Source organism: Nocardioides cremeus, from assembly GCF_030518195.1.
Classification (GTDB): domain Bacteria; phylum Actinomycetota; class Actinomycetes; order Propionibacteriales; family Nocardioidaceae; genus Nocardioides; species Nocardioides cremeus.
Genome location: NZ_JAULSC010000013.1, coordinates 1 through 18,463 on the forward strand (window position 1 = coordinate 1; position 18,463 = coordinate 18,463).

The window sequence follows — 18,463 nt, forward strand, 5'->3', positions numbered from 1 at the left end:
ACTTACGAGGTGCCTCTCGTGAACAGGTGGATTCGACGTCGCAATCGACATCTTCCCTGCTCAAGAGGGCACCTCGTTCTACGCCACGCTCACACCGCTGGACGCCGCCGGTGGATCAGGGGTGAGAGCGAGGAGGTGGCTTGGGCGATGCTGCGGGCGCGCCACACCGGCACCTCGAGGGCCTCCACGCGGGCCATCACCCGCGGCAGCCGGTGCGCCAGCTCGAGCGCATCGGCCATCAGCGTCAGGGCGGCGGTGGTGGAGATCTCCATCGCCGCGGCCAACGGTTCGGCCGAGAACGCCGCGACCATCGGGCGCCCGTCACCACCGATCTTCTCCGGACAGTCCAGGTCGCCCCCGACCTCCCCGAACCCCGCCGCCCACTTGGGATCGTCGACGGTGTTGGTCTCGCACCAGCGGATCGTGGCGTGCAGCACCGCCAGCGCCGCCGCGGCCTCGCGTGCCTTGGCCTGCTCGGCGAACCACAGCACCGAGTCCCGGTCCAGGTCATCGACCCGCACCGGACCACCCGCCAGGTCCGTCTCGATCAGCATGCTGATACTCAAGCACCAGGCACCGACAGTCCCGACGCACCCACGCTGACCTGTGCATGGGCGAAGTGGACGACATCGACAGAGGACCGCGCTGGCCCGAAGTCCCACCGTCGCGACTGGCACTGCGGCGGTCGGGACCCGAGGTCACGCGCGCCTGCACTGTCAACGACGGCCCAGGCTGGGCAAGCCCGCGGAGCAGGCGCGAACCGAAACAGGCCGCTCGCGAATCGCGATGCCTCGGGCCTCGCAATACCTATCCCAATTGGCCTGCACCAACAGATCCAGCTGTGGCCGATATCTGCCATAAACGCGATCCCGGATCGCCTGCAGGGCTTCGATCTCTCTGCGGGCGCAGTAAAAGTCATGTCTCGTAAGGAACGTGTCAATCCGCAGGAGGTGATCTCGAACGTCGCATGCATAGCGTTGGTGGATAGCTTCTTGCGTCCCCCGCTGCGAGCGCTGGGCGGCCGGGACCGGGTCCTTCCCCGCCATCACTCGGCTCCGCTCGGGGCGTCGACCCGCTTGTGCTGGCTCGTCATGTGCCAGCCGTGGCAGGCATCGCAGGAATACACCCGGGTCTCTCTACGGGTGGAGTCCTGTCCCTCGTCGAAGGCTCGACGCCGCGCATTGCCCGCCTGATGCAAGGCGCGGACGGCCTCGTGGTGGTCGCGGAAGCGACGCTTGCCGCCGCGGCGGCAACGATGTAGGGCGCTCACGCCACACCGCTAACAACCAGACGGGCCATCGGCAATCTGCTCGCGAGATGGAACGCATACCCGTGCTCCAGGCTGAGCAGCATCCGGCCGCCGCGACTGTCGATACGAATCATCAGTCGACGAAGCAGTTCCAGCAGCTCGCACTCGACGTCCAGGGTCCGTCGGGTGCTGGGATGGCTCCAGCCCCAGTGGTCGGTCGGCCAGATGGTGCGGCCGTTGCACGAGAACCTTCCGGAACACAAAGGAGCAAGGATGTCGAGCAGGTCGAGATCCCGATCGGTGACGGGCAACTCAGGCAGCTGGGCCAGGTTCATTTCGGTTCTCCTCTGCAGTGACGTACACGCGATGCTGCGCGTACGCAGATGAGCCCGGCGTACGGATGTGTACGCCGGGCGTTGTTGACGCCAAAGCCGACAAGCGTCGCGAAGTGCGACGCGTGGACCGCACTACAAGGCGGTCGACTACGAGGCCCCTTTGTAGGGACTAGTCGCCGCAACGGCGGCGATCTGGGGGACGCTGCCGTCCGCGTATCGCACGTGTGTGCGTATCGCGAAGGGAAGCGTTCCTCCCGCTACACGGGACGCGCCCCGGGATGAACTCGGCGGCGGACATCCCTACTGTGCGTAGGGGTCAACTAAAGCCAGAGGGCCCATTTTCAGCCGTCTGGTGGTCCTCCGGAGAGGCGGTGACACCGCTGATCGCGGCGGTGTCGATGCGATCGACTTCACTCTGGCGCAGAGACGTCGGGCCCGCAACGGTAAATCGATCGAAAGCGCCTATTGAAGCCGCTGGTCTAGATACCAGTACGCAAGGATCGGCGCTATCCCGCTAGCAGGTCCAGGGCTTCCTCGTTTGAGAGGCAGGTGCACGGCTACGACTGTCACCTAGCCAAAACCCGCGTCGCACCGATGCTGATCAGTGGGCGTATACCGGCAACCCGCCGCCCGCGGATGAAGCGACGCATCTACTCCCCTCGACGATCGCTTCGTCTCGCGGGGCTGAGCGCGCCAGATCCCCTCGAAGCATTGGCGCGCCGGCACGGGACGTGATCGCCGCCCCGATAGCGTCAGCGGATGGCCAGCTCTCGTCGATCCAATGGACGTCGACGAAGCGGCAGCACTCGTAAGAGCAGCGCACCCCGGCCCTTGCCGGCCGCCGGTCCAGGCGAACGGGTGTGGGTGCTCGACGTGCCGTACGGGACGCAGGTCGACGGCGCGAGCTGGCACCCCGCGGTCAAGACCCACCTCTACGTCGGGCGAGCGCTGCCGACGCACCTGGCGCCGTACGCGCCGGGCCCGCACACGCTGGGGCGGTTCGTCGAGAACACCCTCAACCCCGACGACCCGGCGCCCTCCCCCGAGCCGAGCGACACGCTCGAGCCGCGCCGGCTCCAGTTCGAGGCGGCCGACGCGATCGCGGAGCGCGCCGCGGCGGGCGGGCGGCAGTTCCTGCTGGCCGACGAGCCCGGTGTCGGCAAGACGATCTCGGCAGTCCTCGGCGCGACGGCGGTCGGCGACCTGCGCGGCGTGCAGCGCGTGCTCGTCGTCGCCGACCGGCCCGCCGCGATCACGATCGGCCACTGGTGTCGCACCATCACCGCGCTCGGCGACGGCGGGCTCGAGTGGGTGGTGATCACCTGGGACCGGCTCGAGAAGGTCAAGGACCACACCTGGGACGTGATCGTCGCCGACGAGGCCCACGCGCTGCGGCGTACGACGACCAGGCGCTGGAAGCTCTGGGCGCGCATCTCCGGCCACGCCAAGCCCCACGACAAGGCGCCGTTCGTCATCGCCACCACCGCCACTCCCGGCCACACGCCCCTCGAGCTGCCCTACCTCGCGCCGGCCTACGCGCAGGTGCTCGGCGAGCCGATGAAGGAGTGGACCTCGGCCACGCAGCCCGGCGCCGCCTTCGCCACCGCGCTCGAGCGCCACGGCGTCGAGGTCGAGCACGGTCGCTACGGCGCCACCTGGACGACCGACCCGGCCCGCCGCGCTGCGGACCTCAAGCTGGTGCGCGGCTGGCTCGACGAGGAGCAGCCCCCGGCGATGCTGCACCGCGCCGCGCCTTGGGGGCCGGTGCCGATCTCGGGCATGCCGGTGACGCTCACTCCGGCCGAGCGGGCGGCGTACGAGGCCGAGTGGGGCGAGTTCTGCCGCGAGATGGACATCGCCCGCCGCGGCCGCAACACCGCCAAGGGCCGAGCCGCACTGCTGCGCTTCCGGCAGAAGGCCGGGCTGATCCGCGTCGACTCCACCGTCGACTGGATCGCCCAGCAGGTGCAGGCCGAGCGGCAGGTGGCCTGCTCGGTCGAGTTCGTCGCGACCGCCGCCGACCCCATCGCCGACCGGCTGCGCGACTCCGGCATCGAGGTCGCCACGATCTACGGCCGCGACCGGTTCGACCCCGAGGCGGAGCGGCTGCGGTTCCAGACCGGGCAGGCCAAGGTCTGCGTCTTCACCACCGTCGCCTCCATCAGCCTGCACGCCGGCGAGAGCCTCGCCGACGGCCGCCAGGCCAGCACCGAGCCCCGCGTCGGCGTCTTCCACCAGGCCCGCTTCTCGGGCATCGCCGGGCGCCAGGTCACCGGCCGCACCCACCGCGACCACCAGGTCTCGCCGTGGCACATCGCCTACGCCGAGGGCACCGTCGAGGAGCAGGTCGGCAAGGTGATGGTCGAGCGGATCGCCGCCGCCTCCGACACCGTCGGCAGCGACACCACCGGCCTCACCGACCTCGCCGAGCTGCTCGGCGCCGACTGGCTGCCGCCCACGACACTCACCGAGGACGGCACCTGACCGCTTGACCCACACAAGGTCCGCGCAAGGCAAAGCGATCGGGCCTACGCTGCGACATGCCCGAGTTCACCTGGCGACCGGCCAACGAGGCCACCACCGAGGACGTCGAGACGGTCCTCGCCGCCGGCGGCGCCCGCACGTGCCGCTGCCAGGGGCTGAAGGTGGCAGGCTGGATCTGGCGTGACACCACCCAGGAGCAGCGCGACGCCGCCCTGCTCGAGCAGACCGCCTGCGGCACGCCCGGCCCCACGTCGGGCCTGATCGGGTACGTCGACGGCGAGCCGGCCGGCTGGGTGGCGGTCGAGCCGCGGGAGAACTACCCGCGGATCTGGGCCCGCCATAAGGCGTGGATGCGCACCGACCCCGACCTCGAGGGCGTCTGGTCGGTGACCTGCTTCGTGGTGCGCAAGGGCTTCCGCCGCGAGGGGCTGATGTACGAGCTGGCCGCCGCCACCGTCGAGCACGGGCGCAACGTCGGCGCGCGGGTGCTCGAGGGCTACCCCACCGAGCCCGAGCCCGGGAAGACCGTGATCTGGGACGAGGCGTCGGTGGGGCTGCTGCAGGTCTTCCTCGCCGCCGGCTACGAGGTGGTCTCCTCCCCCACGCTGCGCCGCAGGGTGGTGCGGCACCCGCTCACCCCTCAGGTGGCCCGGTAGACGGACCCGGCGCCTACCGTCGAGAGGAGCGCACACCGACCACTCGAGGAGCAGCAGTGAGCGACACCGAGCAGACCACCCGGACCAGCGGCGAGGCCACGATCGGCGTCATCGGGCTGGCGGTGATGGGCTCCAACCTCGCCCGCAACCTGGCCTCCCGCGAGGGCAACACGGTCGCGGTCTTCAACCGCACCACCGCCAAGACCGACGCGCTGGTCGAGGAGCACCCCGAGGCGGGCTTCGTCGCCGCGGAGACCATCGACGACTTCGTCGCCTCCCTGGCCACGCCGCGTACGGCGATCATCATGGTGCAGGCCGGTGCCGGCACCGACGCGGTCATCGAGCAGCTCGCCGAGCGGTTCGAGGAGGGCGACATCATCGTCGACGGCGGCAACGCCGACTTCCACGACACCATCCGCCGCGAGGAGGAGCTGCGTGAGCGCGGCCTGCACTTCGTGGGCTGCGGCATCTCCGGCGGCGAGGAGGGCGCGCTCAACGGCCCCTCCCTCATGCCCGGGGGCTCGAAGGAGGCCTGGGAGGCCCTCGCCCCCGCCCTGCGCTCGATCGCCGCGGTCGCGCAGGACGAGCCCTGCGTCACCCACGTCGGCAGCGACGGGGCCGGCCACTTCGTCAAGATGGTCCACAACGGCATCGAGTACGCCGACATGCAGCTCATCGCCGAGTCCTACGACCTGCTGCGGCGCATCGGCGGCCACGACCCCGCCTCGCTCGCCGACGTCTACGCCGAGTGGAACGGCGGCGACCTGGAGTCCTACCTCATCGAGATCACCGCCGAGGTGCTGCGCCAGGACGACGCGGAGACCGGCGGGCCGCTGGTCGACGTGATCCTCGACCGCGCCGGTTCCAAGGGCACCGGCGTGTGGACGGTGCAGAACGCCCTCGGTCTCGGCGTCCCGGCCACCGCGATCGGCGAGGCCGTCTTCGCCCGCGCGCTCTCCTGCTCCGCCGAGCACCGCGACGCCGTGCGCAGCACCTTCTCTGACCGCCCTGACGTGCCCACGGCACCCGACGGCTTCGAGGACGACGTGCGCGCCGCCCTCTACGCCTCCAAGGTGGTCGCCTACGCCCAGGGCTTCGACCTGATCCGCGCCGGCGCCGAGGAGCACGGCTGGGACATCGACCTCGGTGCGATCGCCCGCATCTGGCGCGGCGGCTGCATCATCCGCGCCCGGTTCCTCGACCGCATCGCCGAGGCCTACGACGACGACCCGTCGCTGGTCACCCTGCTCGCGCACCCCTACTTCGCCGAGGCCGTCCGCGACGGCGAGGCCGCCTGGCGCCGCGTCGTCGCGCTGGCCGTCACCGCGGGCGTCCCCGCGCCCGCCTTCGGCTCCGCGCTGGCGTCGTACGACGCGCTGGCCTCGGAGCGCCTGCCCGCCGCGCTGATCCAGGCCCAACGCGACTTCTTCGGCGCCCACACCTACCGGCGCACCGACCGCGACGGGGTCTTCCACACCCTCTGGTCGGGCGACCGCTCCGAGGTCGCCGCCGACTGAGCGCCGCCGCACCGTCGCCGTGGAAGGCTGTGACCCGTGACCGCCCTGCTGCTCGTCGCCGGCCTCGTGCTCCTGGTCGTCGGGGGCGAGGTGCTCGTGCGCGGAGCCGGCACCATCGCCACGGCGGCCGGGATCTCGCCGCTCGTGGTCGGCCTCACCGTGGTCTCGTTCGCGACGTCGGCGCCCGAGCTCGCGGTGACCCTGCAGGCCAGCGCCGCCGGCAGCCCCGGTCTGGCCGTCGGCAACGTGGTGGGCTCCAACGTGGTCAACATCCTGCTGGTGCTCGGCGTCGCCGGGCTGATCCTGCCGCTGGCCGTGCGCGCCGCCGTGGTGCGCCGCGACGTGCCGGTGATGATCGGGCTGTCGTTGCTCTTCTGGCTGATGAGCCTCGACGGCGCGGTCTCCACCGTCGACGGTGCGGTGCTGGTGCTGCTGCTCGCGGTGTACGTCGTGTGGACGGTGGTGGGCAGCCGGCGGGGCGACCGGGCGGAGGTGCTCACCCCGGACGACCAGCCCGCGGCGCCCGAGGCCGGCCGGTCCCGGCGGCTGGTCGTCTCCGCCGTCATGGTCGCGGTCGGCGTCGCGATGCTCGTCCTCGGCGCGCGCTGGCTGGTGGTGGCGGCCACCGACATCGCCTCGGCTCTCGGGCTCAGCGACACCGTCATCGGGCTGACCGTGGTGGCGATCGGCACCTCGCTGCCCGAGCTGGCCACGTCGGTGCTCGCCGCGCTCAGGGGCAAGGTCGAGATGGCCGTGGGCAACGCCATCGGGTCCAACATCTTCAACATCGGCGCGGTGATGGGCCTGACCTCGGTGGTCGCCGACGGCGGGGTGCCGGTGGACGCCGCGGCCGTCGCCTTCGACCTGCCGGTGATGGTCGCCGTCGCCTTCGTGGTGCTGCCGATCGTCTTCACCGGGTTCACCGTCGCGCGGTGGGAGGCCGGGCTGTTCCTTGCCTACTACTCCGCCTACGTCGCCTACCTGCTGCTCGACTCCGCCGGCCACGACGCGCTGCCGCGGTTCAGCGCGGTGATGCTCGGGTTCGTGCTGCCGCTCACCGCGCTCACGCTGGTCGCGCTCGCCACCTACGAGCTCGGGGTGCGACGCGGCGCGCGGACGGCGTCGAGCCGCGGCCCCGCCGGGCCCTCCTGACGGCGGGAGTTCAGCCGGCCACCGCCCGGCGCACCGCCGCCACCGTGCGGCGTACGTCGTCGTCGGTCGTGGCGGCGTTGGAGACCGAGACCCGCACGACGTCGCGGTCCTGCCAGCGCGACGGCGACATCCACACCTCGCCCGAGCCGGTCAGCCGCGCGCAGAACTCCTGGGTGCGACCGTCGCCGACGTCGAGGCAGACCTGGGTGTAGACGACGTCGTTGAGCACCTCGACGCCCGTCACCCCGGCCAGCCCGTCGGCGATGCCGCGGGCCCGCTCGGCCAGCCGGTCGACCTGGGCGGCGACGCCGGCGCTGCCCAGCGAGCGCAGCGCCGCCCACACCGGCACGCCGCGCGCACGTCGCGAGAGCTCGGGCACCTTCTCGTAGTGGTTGCCGGGGCCGACGGCGTCGGGCAGGTAGCTCGCGTGCACGCCCATCGCGCTGCGCACCGCCACCGGGTCGCGCACGACCGCGATGCCGCAGTCGTAGGTGACGTTGAGGGTCTTGTGGGCGTCGGTCGCCCACGAGTCGGCCGCCTCGACGCCGCGCGCGAGCGGGGCCAGGCGCGGCGAGGCCAGCGCCCACAGCCCGAACGCGCCGTCGACGTGCACCCAGGCGCCCCGCTCGTGGGCCGCGGCGACGAGCTCGGGGAACGGGTCGAAGGCCCCCGAGTGCAGGTTGCCCGCCTGCAGGCACACGATCACCGGCTCCCCGTCGGGTACGTCGGCCAGCGCGGCGTCCAGCGCGGCGGGGTCCATCCGGCCCTGGCCGTCGGCCGCCACCACCCTCGGGGCGCCCAGCCCCAGGTAGCGCAGCGCCAGGTCGACCGTGTCGTGCCGCTCGGCGCCCACCAGCACGTGCACCCGCGGGGCGCCGGTCAGCCCGTCGCGGTGGACGTCCCACCCCACGCGGTCGAGCACCGCGAACCGGCCCGCCGCGAGCCCGGTGAAGTTGGCCATCGTCGCGCCCGTCACGAAGCCGACGTCGGCCTCGCTCGGCAGCCCGAGCAGCTCGAGGATCCAGGCACCGGCCACCTCCTCGAGCGCCGCGACCGTCGGCATCGCGTCGCGCAGGCCGGCGTTCTGGTCCCAGGTGCTCACCAGCCAGTCGGCGCCCAGCGCGGCCGGGAGGGTGCCGCCCATCACCCAGCCGAAGAACCGGCCCGACTGGATGTTCAGCAGCCCCGGCGGGGCGCCCACGCCGAGCTCGTCGATGACCGAGACGGGATCGCTGCCCTGCTCGGGCAGCGGGCCCCCGAACGTCGCGAGCATCTCCTCGATGTCGGCGCTCGGCCCCACCCGGTGCTCGGGGGCGCCGGCCCGCCAGGCCCGGGCGTGCGCCAGGGCGCGGTGCAGGACCTCGTCGTCGGGCATCTCGACAGACTAGGACCCCTCGAGCCTCGCCGCGAGCCCGTCGAGCAGCAGCTCCAGCCCGACCTCGAACTCGTCGCCGAAGTCGTAGCCCGGCTGCAGCGCGTGCTCGAGAGTGAACTCGCGGAAGTACGGCAGCTGGCCCTCGGGCAGGGCGGTGAGGATCTGCTCCCCCAGCTCGGCGAGGTCCTGCTCGCCGTCGAAGGCCAGGCTGAGCTCCTGGACCAGGAAGCCGTAGAGGTGCGCGTCGAGGACGGCGAAGGCGTGCCCGGTCAGGGCCAGCGAGAAGCCGGCCTCGCGCAGGCAGCCGAGCACCGCGTCGTGGTGGCGCAGGGTCTCGAAGCCGGCGTTGCGGCGCGAGTCCATCATGCCCACCGCCCACGGGTGCTTCTTCAGCACCGCGCGCGCCGAGTGGTGGCGCGCGCGCATCTCCCCGCGCCAGGCTCCCCCGACCTCGGGGGCGTGGAACTCCGCGAAGACCGCGTCGACCATGCCGTCGAGCAGGTCCTCCTTGTTGGCCACGTGGTGGTAGAGCGACATCGCCTCCACCCCCAGGCGCTTGCCCACCGAGCGCATCGACAGGGCGGCCACGCCCTCGGCGTCGGCGACCCCGACCGCCGCCGCCACGATGCTCGCCCGTGTCAGGCCGCTCCTGCCCATCCGTGCCTCCATACCCGATCTGGTCGTTGACTGACCTTACGCCGTAAGCCTACCGTGGGAATCGTAACCTTACGACGTAAGAAACGGAGACCATGATGCGTGCGATCACGCAGCACCGCTACGGCGGCACCGAGACCCTGCAGCTCACCGAGATCGACACCCCCACCCCCGGGCCCGGCGAGGTGCTCGTGCGGGTCAGGGCCGCGGGTGTCGACCGCGGCACCTGGCACCTGATGGCCGGGCGGCCCTACGCCGTGCGCCTGGCCTTCGGGCTGCGCCGCCCCAAGCTCCCCGTCGTGGGCCGCGACGTCGCCGGTGTCGTCGACCGGGTCGGCGACGGGGTGACCTCGTTCGCGATCGGCGACGAGGTGATCGGCACCGCCGACGGCTCGTACGCCGATTTCGCGGTCGTCCCCGTCACCCGCCTGGCCCGCAAGCCCACCAGCCTCTCCTTCGAGGAGGCGGCCACCCTGCCGATCTCCGGCGGCACCGCCCTCCAGGCCGTCCGCCGCGCCGGCGTCGAGGCGGGCGACCGGGTGCTGGTGATCGGCGCCTCCGGCGGAGTCGGGTCGTACGCCGTGCAGGTCGCCGCGGCGCTCGGCGCCGAGGTCACCGGGGTGGCCAGCGGCGCCAAGGCCGACCTGGTGCGCTCGCTGGGTGCCACCGACGTCATCGACCACACCCGCGAGGAGATCGACGCGTCCGGCCGGCGCTGGGACGTCATCATCGACCTCGCCGGCCTGCGTCGCCTCTCACTGCTGCGCCGCTGCCTGGCCCCCGACGGCACGCTCGTGATCGCCGGCGGCGAGGGCGGCGACCGCTGGCTCGGCGGCACCCACCGCCAGCTCGGCGCCATGGCGCTCTCCCCCTTCGTCCGCCAGCGCCTGACCCCGCTGCTGAGCAAAGAGACCGCCGCCGACTTCGCCACGCTCGCCGACATGGCCGACCGGGGCGAGCTGCGGCCGGTGCTGGAGCGCACCTACGCCCTGGAGGAGGCCGCCAAGGCGATCGACCACCTGGTCGAGGGCCACGTGCGCGGCAAGATCGTGGTGGTCCCGTGAGCGCCGCGACCACGGCGCCGCGCACCTCGGCGCGCACCGCCGCCGGCTGGGCCGCCGTCTCCTACGCGCTGCTCTTCGTGCTGGCGATCTTCGCCAACTTCATCGCGCTGGGCCAGGTGCTCGACCCCGCCGACGCTCCCGCCACGGCCGCGGCCCTGGTCGAGCACGAGACGTCGATGAGGCTGGGGGCGGCCGCCTTCCTGGCGATCTTCCTGCTCGACGTGGTCATCGCCTGGGCGCTGCTCGTGCTGCTGCGCGCGGTCCAGCCCGACCTGGCGCTGCTCGCGGCGTGGTTCCGGCTGACCTACACGGTGCTGCTCGGCGCGTCGATGGTGGCGCTCTTCGTGGCCCTCGAGCTGGTCGAGACCCCCGGAGCCGCGGACAGCTCGGTGCTGCTGGCCCTGCAGTCCTTCGACTTCCTGTGGGTCGTGGGGCTCTCGGCCTTCGGCGTGCACCTGGTGCTCGTCGGGCTCCTGCTGCTGCGGGCCACCGGCGCCCCACGCCTGCTGGGGTGGCTGCTGGTGCTCGCGGGAGCGGCGTACGCCACCGACACCGTCGCGCACCTGCTGCTCAGCGACTACGAGGCGTACGCCGACCTGATGCTGGCGGTCGTCGCGGTGCCCTCGGTGGTCGCCGAGCTGTGGTTCACGGTGTGGCTGGCACTGGTCGCGACCGGCCGGCGCGCGGCGCCGACCGCTCGCGGGACCGCTCTCGACGAGCGGGTGCTGCAGCCGTCCTGACGACCCGAACGCCGCCGTCGGCGTGTCGCGTGAGGGTCGTCAGGACGGTCTGCCGGCCTGATTCACTTCAGCCACGAACGACGTCGAGCCGCACGGTCACGACCTCACCGTGCTCGACCCCGGCCGCCCGGCGTACCGCGGCCTTGAGCGGCACCAGGTAGCGACCGTCCTTGGGGAAGAGTGCGGTGCGGAACTCGACGTCGCCCAGACGGGCCAGCACCGGGACCTGGCCCCAGTACTCCACGCCCCTGGCCGCCTCCTTGAGGTCCTCGGAGTCCTCGTCGGAGACCTGCACGAAGTAGAACGGCGCAGGACCGCGCCACTCCACCACGGGGCCCTCGAGCTCGAACTGCACCCGAGGACCCGCGACTCAGACCCGGTGCAGCCGGCGGGCGGCCTCGGCGATGGAACCGCTCATCGAGGGGTAGACGGTGAAGGTCTGGGCCAGCTGGTCGGCGGTGATCGACTCGGCGACCGCGAGGGCCACCGGGTGGATCAGCTCGCTGGCCCGGGGGCCCACCACGACGCCACCGACGACGATGCCGGTGCCGGGGCGGCAGAAGAGCTTGACGAAACCGTCGCGCACGCCCTGCATCTTGGCCCGCGGGTTGCCGCCGAGCGGCAGCATCACGACCTCGGCCTGGATCTCGCCGGCGTCGACGGCCTGCTGCGACCAGCCCACGGTGGCGATCTCGGGAGCGGTGAAGACGTTGGAGGAGACCTTCTTGAGGTCCAGCGGGTGCACGGTGTCGCCGAGGAAGTGCCACATCGCGATCCGGCCCTGCATCGCGGCCACGGAGGCGAGCATGAGCACACCGGTGCAGTCGCCGGCGGCGTACACGCCTCGGGCGGAGGTGCGCGAGACCCGGTCGACGTTGACGAAGCCACCGTCCTTGAGCACCACCCCGGACTCCTCGAGGCCCAGGTCGGCGGTGTTGGGCACCGAGCCGAGCGCGAGGATGCAGTGCGAGCCCTGCACGGTGCGCCCGTCGGTGAGGGTGACCGTGACGACGTCGCCGTCGCGGGTCACCGACTCCATCCGCGACTTCGAGAGCACCTTCATGCCGCGGCGCTCGGAGACCTCCTGCAGCACCAGCGAGGCGTCGGCGTCCTCGCCGGGCAGCACCCGGTCGCGCGAGGAGACCAGGGTGACCGGCACGCCGAGGGCCAGGTAGGCGCTGGCGAACTCGGCTCCGGTGACACCGGAGCCGACCACGATCAGCTCGGTGGGCAGCTCGTCGAGGTCGTAGACCTGGTCCCACGACAGGATCCGCTCGCCGTCGGGCTGCGCGGTGGGCAGCACCCGCGGGGAGGCGCCGGTGGCGATGAGCACCGCGTCGGCCTCGAGCGTCGACTCGGCGCCGTCGGCGTCGGTGACCACGACCCGGCCGGGCCCGTCGAGGCGGCCGCGGCCCACGACCAGCTCGACCCCGTCGCGCTCCAGGCGCCGGCGGATGTCGCCGGACTGGTCGGCGGCCAGCTGCTTGACCCGCCGGTTGACCCGGCCGAGGTCGACCTTGATGGCCGTCGCGGCGTCGCCCTGCGGGTCGTTGAAGGTGATCCCGAGCTCGGCGGCCTCGGCCACCTCGCTCATCACCTCGCTGGTGGCGATGAGCGTCTTGCTCGGCACGCAGTCGGTCAGCACGGCCGAGCCGCCCAGACCGTCGCTGTCGACGATGGTCACCTCGGCCCCGAGCTGGGCGGCCACGTGCGCCGCCTCGTACCCGCCGGGGCCTCCCCCGACGATGACGACCTTGTCGCTCATCTGTTCCTTCCGTGCGTTGCTGGTGTCTCAGAGGTTGATCATGTGGCCGGCGATCCCCTCGACGGCCTCCTTCATCGCCTCCGACAGGGTCGGGTGCGCGAAGACGTTGCGGGCGACCTCGTCGGCGGTGAGGTCCCATTTCTGCGCCAGCGTCAGCGCCGGCAGCAGCTCGGTGACCTCGGGGCCGATCATGTGGGCGCCGATGATCTCGTTGTGCTCGGCGTCGGCGACGATCTTGACGAAGCCGACGCCCTCGGCCATGCCGCGGGCCTTGCCGTTGGCGGAGAAGGGGAACTGCGAGGTCTTGACGTCGTAGCCCTTCTCCTTGGCCTGCTCCTCGGAGTAGCCGAAGGAGGCGATCTGGGGCTGGCAGAAGGTGGCGCGCGGGATCATGTCGAAGTCGATCTCGACGGTCTCGGCGCCGGCGATCGTCTCGGCGGCGATGACGCCCATCGACTCGGCGGTGTGGGCCAGCATCAGCTTGCCGGTGACGTCACCGATCGCCCAGACGCCGTCGACGTTGGTGCGCCCGCGGGCGTCGACCGCGATCGCGCCGCGCTCGGTCAGCTCGACGCCGGTGGCGTCGAGGCCGAAGCCCTCGACGCGCGGGGCGAAGCCGATGGCCTGCATCACCTTGTCGGCCTCGAGCACCTGCTCCTGGCCGTCCTTGGTGACGGTGACCTTCACCTTCTCGCCGGAGTCGTCGATCTTCTCAACCTTGGTCGAGAGCATCACGTCGACACCGAGCTTCTTGTACTGCTTGAGCAGCTCCTTGGACACGTCGGCGTCCTCGGTGGGCACCATCCGGTCGAGGAACTCGACGATGGTGACCTTCACGCCGAAGTTGACCATCACGTAGGCGAACTCGACGCCGATGGCACCGGAGCCGGCGATGATGATCGAGCCGGGCAGCTGGTCGGTGAGGATCTGCTCCTCGTAGGTGACCACGCGCTCGCTGAGCTCGGTGCCCGGGATCAGCCGGGTCTTGGCGCCCGTGGCGATGATCAGGTCGTCGCAGGTGTGGGAGGTGACCTCCCCGTCGGCGCCCTTGACGTCGATGCCGTGCTTGCCGTCCTTGGTGCCGGTCAGGGTGCCCCAGCCGTCGACCTCGGTGATCTTGTTCTTCTTCATCAGGTAGTGCACGCCCTTGGCGCTGGCCTCGGCGACCTTGCGGCTGCGCGCGTGGGTCGGGCCGAAGGCCATCGTGGCGTCGCCCTCGATGCCGAAGGTCTTCTTCTCGTGGGTGATCAGGTGGGAGATCTCGGCGTTGCGCAGCAGGGCCTTGGAGGGGATGCAGCCGACGTTGAGGCACACACCGCCCCAGTACTTCTCCTCCACGACCGCCACCGACTTGCCGAGCTGAGCCGCCCGGATCGCCGCGACGTAGCCACCAGGGCCGGCACCAAGAACGAGAACATCGAAGTGGGTCACGCCCACCACCCTAATGCCGACGCCCGACGGTCTAACCTTCGGTGTCGTGAGCCTCTACGCCGCCTACGGCACCAACCTCGATCCGGCCCGCATGGGCGAGCGCTGCCCGCACTCGCCGCTGCGCACCACCGGCTGGCTCGCCGGCTGGCGGCTGACCTTCGGCGGCGAGGAGCACGGCTGGGACGGCGCCCTGCCGACGCTGGTGCAGGACCCCTTCGAGCAGGTCTTCGTCGCGCTCTACGACGTCACCCCCGAGGACGCCAAGCTGCTGGACGAGCTGGAGTCGGCCGACTCCGGGCTCTACCGCAAGACCAAGGTGCGCGTCTCGACGATGAACGGCGAGGAGGTCGCCTGGACCTACGTCCTCGACGCCTACGAGGGCGGGCTGCCCTCGGCGCTGCACCTGGGGGTCCTGGCCGACGCCGCGGAGGCCGCCGCCGCCCCCGACGACTACGTCGCCGCGCTGCGCCGCCGGCCGTGTCGCTCGACCGGCCTCTGACGACGGGCCTCTGACGACGGGGGCGCGCAGCGTCTAGGCTCACGGCGTGAACCACAGCGACACGCCCACCGACACGCCGTACGCCCTCGCAGAGGCGGCCGCCCGACGCCTCGCCGAGCTGACCGGGATCGAGCGCCACGACGTCGCCCTCGTGCTCGGCTCGGGCTGGCTGCCCGCGGTCGACGCGCTCGGCGAGGCGACCGCCGAGATCGAGACCACCGACCTGCCGGGCTTCAGCGCCGCGGCGGTGGCCGGGCACTCCGGCAAGATCCGCTCGGTGCGCTCGGGCGAGCGCAACCTGCTGGTCTTCCTCTCCCGCACCCACTACTACGAGGGCCGCGGCGTCGCCGCCGTGGTGCACCCGGTGCGTACGGCGGCCGCGGCCGGCTGCGCGACCATCGTGCTGACCAACGGCTGCGGCGGCCTCAACGAGGCCTGGACGCCCGGCACGCCGGTCCTCATCAAGGACCACCTCAACCTCACCGGGCGCTCCCCCATCGTCGGCGCGAACTTCGTCGACCTGACCGACCTCTACTCCTCGCGGCTGCGAGCGCTGTGCAAGGAGGTCGACGAGACCCTCGACGAGGGCGTCTACGCCCAGTTCCCCGGACCGCACTACGAGACCCCGGCCGAGGTGCGGATGGCCGGCGTGCTCGGCGCCGACCTGGTCGGGATGTCGACCACCCTCGAGGCGATCGCGGCCCGCGAGGCCGGCATGGAGGTCCTGGGCATCAGCCTGGTGACCAACCTGGCGGCCGGCATCAGCGACCAGCCCCTGGACCACCAGGAGGTCATCGAGGCCGGTCGGGCCGCGGCGGAGCGGATGGGCAACCTGCTGGGCCGACTCGTCCCGCGGGTCTGAGATGGGCAACGAGGTCGGCGCCGAGACCCGCCAGCTGCTGATCGCGGCCGCCAGCCGCGCCTTCGCCGAGCACGGCACCGCCAACGCGTCGCTGCTCGACATCACCCGGCAGGCCGGCCAGCGCAACCGCGGCGCGGTGCACTACCACTTCGGCTCCCGCGAGGGCTTGGTCGCGGCCGTGCTCGAGCAGCACGCCTCGTTCCTGGCCGAGCGCGAGCTCGCCCTGCTGGCGCTCGCCCAGGAGCGCCCCGGCGATCTGGGCGCGGCCGTCGAGGCCGCGGCCCGGCCCACCACCGAGCTGGCCGAGGCCAGCAGCAGCGGCCGGCACTACGTGCAGATCGTGGCCGAGCTGGTCGCCGAGGAGCGCACCGACATCCACCCCGACATCCGGGGGGCGCTCGAGCGCACCGGCGGGTACGCCGTCTTCGAGGAGATCCGCGCGCGGATACCGGCGATGCCCGAGCACCTCCTCGACGAGCGCCTCGCGCTGATGACCAGCTTCCTGCTGCGCGCCATCAGCGACCGGGCCCGCGCGATGGACCGCGAGCAGCCCGGCCGGGCGCAGCTGGCGACCGACGACTTCGTCGACAACCTGGTGCGGATGAGCGTGGCGATGCTCAGCGCGCCGCTCGACTAGCCCGAACTAGCTCGAGTAGCGGTGGCTCTTGGCGGCGTGCCCGTGCTCACGGGTGCAGGTGCGCCCGCTCATGTTGCGGTGCCCGCAGAGGGCCTCGGACTGCGCTGCCGGCTCCTCTGACTGCTCGGCCTTCGCCGGCTTCGCCTTGCTTGCGGGGGTCGTGGTGGGTGGAGCCACCGGGGGCCGGGTGCGCGCCTGGGGCGCCTTGGCGCCGGCCTTCTGGCTCGTCTTCTGGGCGGCCTCGTACTTGGCCTCGCGCATCGCCCGCAGGGCGTCCATCTTGCTCATCGTCGCTTCACCCCTCGATCCTAGGCGGGCCCACCGACACCTCCCCCGGGCAGGACCCCTCACCAGGGACTAGCGTGCGGGCATGACCTCGCCGACCTCCTCGACCGAGCTGCTCGACCGCGCCCGCGCCTGGGCCGACGCCGACCCCGACCCCGCGACCCGCGACGAGCTCGAGCAGCTCGTCGCCGCGGCCGAGTCGGGCGACGAGGCCGCGTCGGCCGACCTGGCCGACCGCTTCGACGGCACCCTGGAGTTCGGCACTGCCGGGCTGCGCGGCGCGATGGGGGCGGGGCCCAACCGGATGAACCGCGTCGTCGTCTCGCGCGCCGCGGCCGGCCTGGCGGCGTACCTGGTGGCCGAGGCCGAGGGTGGCCACGCCGGTCGGGGCGCGGTGGTCATCGGCTACGACGCCCGCCACCTCTCCGAGCAGTTCGCCCGCGACAGCGCCGAGATCATCAACGGCGCCGGCCTCGACGTGTGGCTGCTGCCGCGCCCGCTGCCCACGCCCGTGCTGGCCTACGCGATCCGCGAGCTCGGCTGCGTGGCCGGCGTGATGGTCACCGCCAGCCACAACCCGCCGCAGGACAACGGCTACAAGGTCTACCTCGGCGACGGCAGCCAGATCGTGCCGCCCGCCGACGCCGAGATCGCCGAGCGGATCGCCGCGGTCGGCGAGCTGTCGTCGGTGCCGCGCGCCGACGGCGCCCGGGTGCTCGACGAGAACATCCTCGACTCCTACCTCGACACCGTCGCGGCGCTGGCCGGCGACGGCCCCCGCGACCTCGACGTCGTCTACACGCCGCTGCACGGCGTCGGCGGCAGCACCGTGACCCAGGTGCTCGAGACCGCCGGCTTCGCGGCCCCCCGGGTCGTGGAGCAGCAGGAGCAGCCCGACGCCGACTTCCCCACCGTGCCCTTCCCGAACCCCGAGGAGGACGGCGCGATGGACCTGGCTCTCGACCTGGCCGAGCGCAGCGGCGCCGACCTCGTCGTGGCCAACGACCCCGACGCCGACCGCTGCGCCGCGGCCGTGCCGACGCCGACCGGCTGGCGGATGCTGCGCGGCGACGAGGTCGGCGCGCTGCTGGCCTCCCACCTGGTGCGCCGCGGGGTCACCGGCACCCTGGCCACGAGCATCGTGTCGTCGAGCCTGCTCGGCAAGATCGCCGCCGCCGCCGGGCTGCCGTACGCCGAGACGCTCACCGGCTTCAAGTGGATCGGCCGCGTCGAGGGGCTCTCCTTCGGCTACGAGGAGGCGCTGGGCTACTGCTGCGACCCCGAGCACGTGCGCGACAAGGACGGCGTCTCGGCGCTGCTGCTGCTCTGCGAGATGGCCGCCGACGCGAAGGCCCAGGGGCGCACCTTGCTCGACCTGCTCGACGACCTGGCCACCGAGCACGGCCTGCACGCCACCGACCAGGTCAGCGTGCGCGTCGACGACCTCGCCCTCATCACCGACGCCATGGCCCGGCTGCGCGAGCAGCCGCCCACCGAGCTCGGCGGGCTGGCCGTCGAGGGCGTCGACGACCTCGCCGAGGGCTCCGGCGACCTGCCCCCGACCGAGGGGCTGCGCTACCGCCTCGCCGACGGCGCCCGCGTCGTGGTGCGCCCCAGCGGCACCGAGCCCAAGCTCAAGGCCTACCTCGAGGTCGTGGTGCCGGTGCGCGACGAGCCGGTCGAGGCCGCCCGGATCTCCGCGGCCACCCGCCTCGACGCGCTCGGCGGCGACGTGCGGGCCGCGCTCGGTCTGTAGCC

Annotated in this window: 18 protein-coding genes; 10 read left to right on the forward strand and 8 right to left on the reverse strand. The window is 72.4% G+C overall.

The window, feature by feature from the left end; translation table 11 throughout:
- Nucleotides 1-89: 89 nt before the first annotated feature.
- Complete coding sequence (locus QWJ41_RS13115; RefSeq protein WP_302708845.1) at nt 90-554, reverse strand: hypothetical protein; 465 nt, start codon at nt 552-554, stop codon at nt 90-92.
- Nucleotides 555-1,266: 712 nt separating this feature from the next.
- Nucleotides 1,267-1,584 (reverse strand): hypothetical protein, encoded by a 318-nt coding sequence (locus QWJ41_RS13120; protein WP_302708846.1) that lies wholly within the window; start codon nt 1,582-1,584, stop codon nt 1,267-1,269.
- 858 nt (nt 1,585-2,442) lie between these two features.
- Between QWJ41_RS13120 and QWJ41_RS13125 the strand changes: the two genes are divergently transcribed.
- Genes QWJ41_RS13125 through QWJ41_RS13140 form a run of 4 tightly spaced genes read left to right on the forward strand, consistent with a single transcriptional unit; the run spans nt 2,443 to nt 7,393 of the window.
- Entirely contained in the window at nt 2,443-4,068 is a 1,626-nt protein-coding gene (locus QWJ41_RS13125; protein WP_302708848.1) for a DEAD/DEAH box helicase, read from the forward strand.
- 56 nt (nt 4,069-4,124) lie between these two features.
- Nucleotides 4,125-4,724, forward strand: coding sequence for a GNAT family N-acetyltransferase (locus QWJ41_RS13130; RefSeq protein ID WP_302708850.1), 600 nt, complete (start codon nt 4,125-4,127; stop codon nt 4,722-4,724).
- Between the two features lie 56 nt (nt 4,725-4,780).
- Entirely contained in the window at nt 4,781-6,241 is a 1,461-nt protein-coding gene (gnd, locus tag QWJ41_RS13135; protein ID WP_302708852.1) for an NADP-dependent phosphogluconate dehydrogenase, read from the forward strand.
- A gap of 36 nt (nt 6,242-6,277) precedes the next feature.
- Nucleotides 6,278-7,393: a calcium/sodium antiporter gene (locus QWJ41_RS13140; protein ID WP_302708854.1), complete on the forward strand. Its 1,116-nt coding sequence runs from the start codon at nt 6,278-6,280 to the stop codon at nt 7,391-7,393.
- A gap of 10 nt (nt 7,394-7,403) precedes the next feature.
- Here QWJ41_RS13140 and QWJ41_RS13145 read toward each other — a convergent pair whose 3' ends face one another.
- Together QWJ41_RS13145 and QWJ41_RS13150 are read right to left on the reverse strand one after the other, a co-directional pair.
- The gene (locus QWJ41_RS13145) at nt 7,404-8,768 is read right to left on the reverse strand and encodes a pyridoxal phosphate-dependent decarboxylase family protein (protein WP_302708856.1); all 1,365 of its coding nucleotides are present in this window, start codon (nt 8,766-8,768) and stop codon (nt 7,404-7,406) included.
- Nucleotides 8,769-8,777: 9 nt separating this feature from the next.
- The gene (locus QWJ41_RS13150; protein WP_302708857.1) at nt 8,778-9,425 is read right to left on the reverse strand and encodes a TetR/AcrR family transcriptional regulator C-terminal domain-containing protein; all 648 of its coding nucleotides are present in this window, start codon (nt 9,423-9,425) and stop codon (nt 8,778-8,780) included.
- A 95-nt stretch (nt 9,426-9,520) separates the two neighbouring features.
- On the opposite strand from QWJ41_RS13150, the gene QWJ41_RS13155 reads away from it, so the two are divergent.
- Both QWJ41_RS13155 and QWJ41_RS13160 read left to right on the forward strand, forming a co-directional pair.
- Nucleotides 9,521-10,486: an NAD(P)-dependent alcohol dehydrogenase gene (locus QWJ41_RS13155; protein WP_302708859.1), complete on the forward strand. Its 966-nt coding sequence runs from the start codon at nt 9,521-9,523 to the stop codon at nt 10,484-10,486.
- On the forward strand, nt 10,483-11,226 hold the full coding sequence (locus QWJ41_RS13160) for a DUF4386 domain-containing protein (protein ID WP_302708861.1): 744 nt from the start codon (nt 10,483-10,485) through the stop codon (nt 11,224-11,226). Before QWJ41_RS13155 ends, QWJ41_RS13160 begins: the two co-directional genes overlap by 4 nt.
- Before the next feature lie 67 nt (nt 11,227-11,293).
- Here the strand turns inward: QWJ41_RS13160 and QWJ41_RS13165 are convergent, their stop codons facing one another.
- The 3 genes from QWJ41_RS13165 to lpdA are packed head-to-tail and all read right to left on the reverse strand — an operon-like array spanning nt 11,294 to nt 14,422.
- A complete protein-coding gene (locus tag QWJ41_RS13165; protein WP_302708862.1) occupies nt 11,294-11,581 on the reverse strand; it encodes a DUF1905 domain-containing protein in 288 nt (95 codons plus the stop codon).
- A gap of 15 nt (nt 11,582-11,596) precedes the next feature.
- Nucleotides 11,597-12,991, reverse strand: a complete 1,395-nt coding sequence (locus QWJ41_RS13170) for an NAD(P)H-quinone dehydrogenase (protein ID WP_302708864.1) — start codon at nt 12,989-12,991, stop codon at nt 11,597-11,599.
- 27 nt (nt 12,992-13,018) lie between these two features.
- Entirely contained in the window at nt 13,019-14,422 is a 1,404-nt protein-coding gene (gene lpdA / locus QWJ41_RS13175) for a dihydrolipoyl dehydrogenase (protein WP_302708865.1), read from the reverse strand.
- A 46-nt stretch (nt 14,423-14,468) separates the two neighbouring features.
- Here lpdA and QWJ41_RS13180 point away from each other — a divergent pair, with 46 nt between their 5' ends.
- The 3 genes from QWJ41_RS13180 to QWJ41_RS13190 are packed head-to-tail and all read left to right on the forward strand — an operon-like array spanning nt 14,469 to nt 16,420.
- Nucleotides 14,469-14,921, forward strand: a complete 453-nt coding sequence (locus tag QWJ41_RS13180) for a gamma-glutamylcyclotransferase family protein (protein ID WP_302708866.1) — start codon at nt 14,469-14,471, stop codon at nt 14,919-14,921.
- A gap of 46 nt (nt 14,922-14,967) precedes the next feature.
- On the forward strand, nt 14,968-15,783 hold the full coding sequence (locus QWJ41_RS13185; protein ID WP_302708868.1) for a purine-nucleoside phosphorylase: 816 nt from the start codon (nt 14,968-14,970) through the stop codon (nt 15,781-15,783).
- A gap of 1 nt (nt 15,784) precedes the next feature.
- Nucleotides 15,785-16,420 carry a TetR family transcriptional regulator gene (locus tag QWJ41_RS13190; protein ID WP_302708870.1) on the forward strand — a complete coding sequence of 212 codons (636 nt, stop codon included), beginning with the start codon at nt 15,785-15,787 and terminating at the stop codon, nt 16,418-16,420.
- A gap of 6 nt (nt 16,421-16,426) precedes the next feature.
- Here the strand turns inward: QWJ41_RS13190 and QWJ41_RS13195 are convergent, their stop codons facing one another.
- Entirely contained in the window at nt 16,427-16,708 is a 282-nt protein-coding gene (locus tag QWJ41_RS13195; protein ID WP_302708872.1) for a hypothetical protein, read from the reverse strand.
- Nucleotides 16,709-16,790: 82 nt separating this feature from the next.
- Here QWJ41_RS13195 and QWJ41_RS13200 point away from each other — a divergent pair, with 82 nt between their 5' ends.
- Nucleotides 16,791-18,461, forward strand: a complete 1,671-nt coding sequence (locus QWJ41_RS13200) for a phospho-sugar mutase (RefSeq protein WP_302708874.1) — start codon at nt 16,791-16,793, stop codon at nt 18,459-18,461.
- The last annotated feature ends 2 nt before the right edge of the window (nt 18,462-18,463 follow it).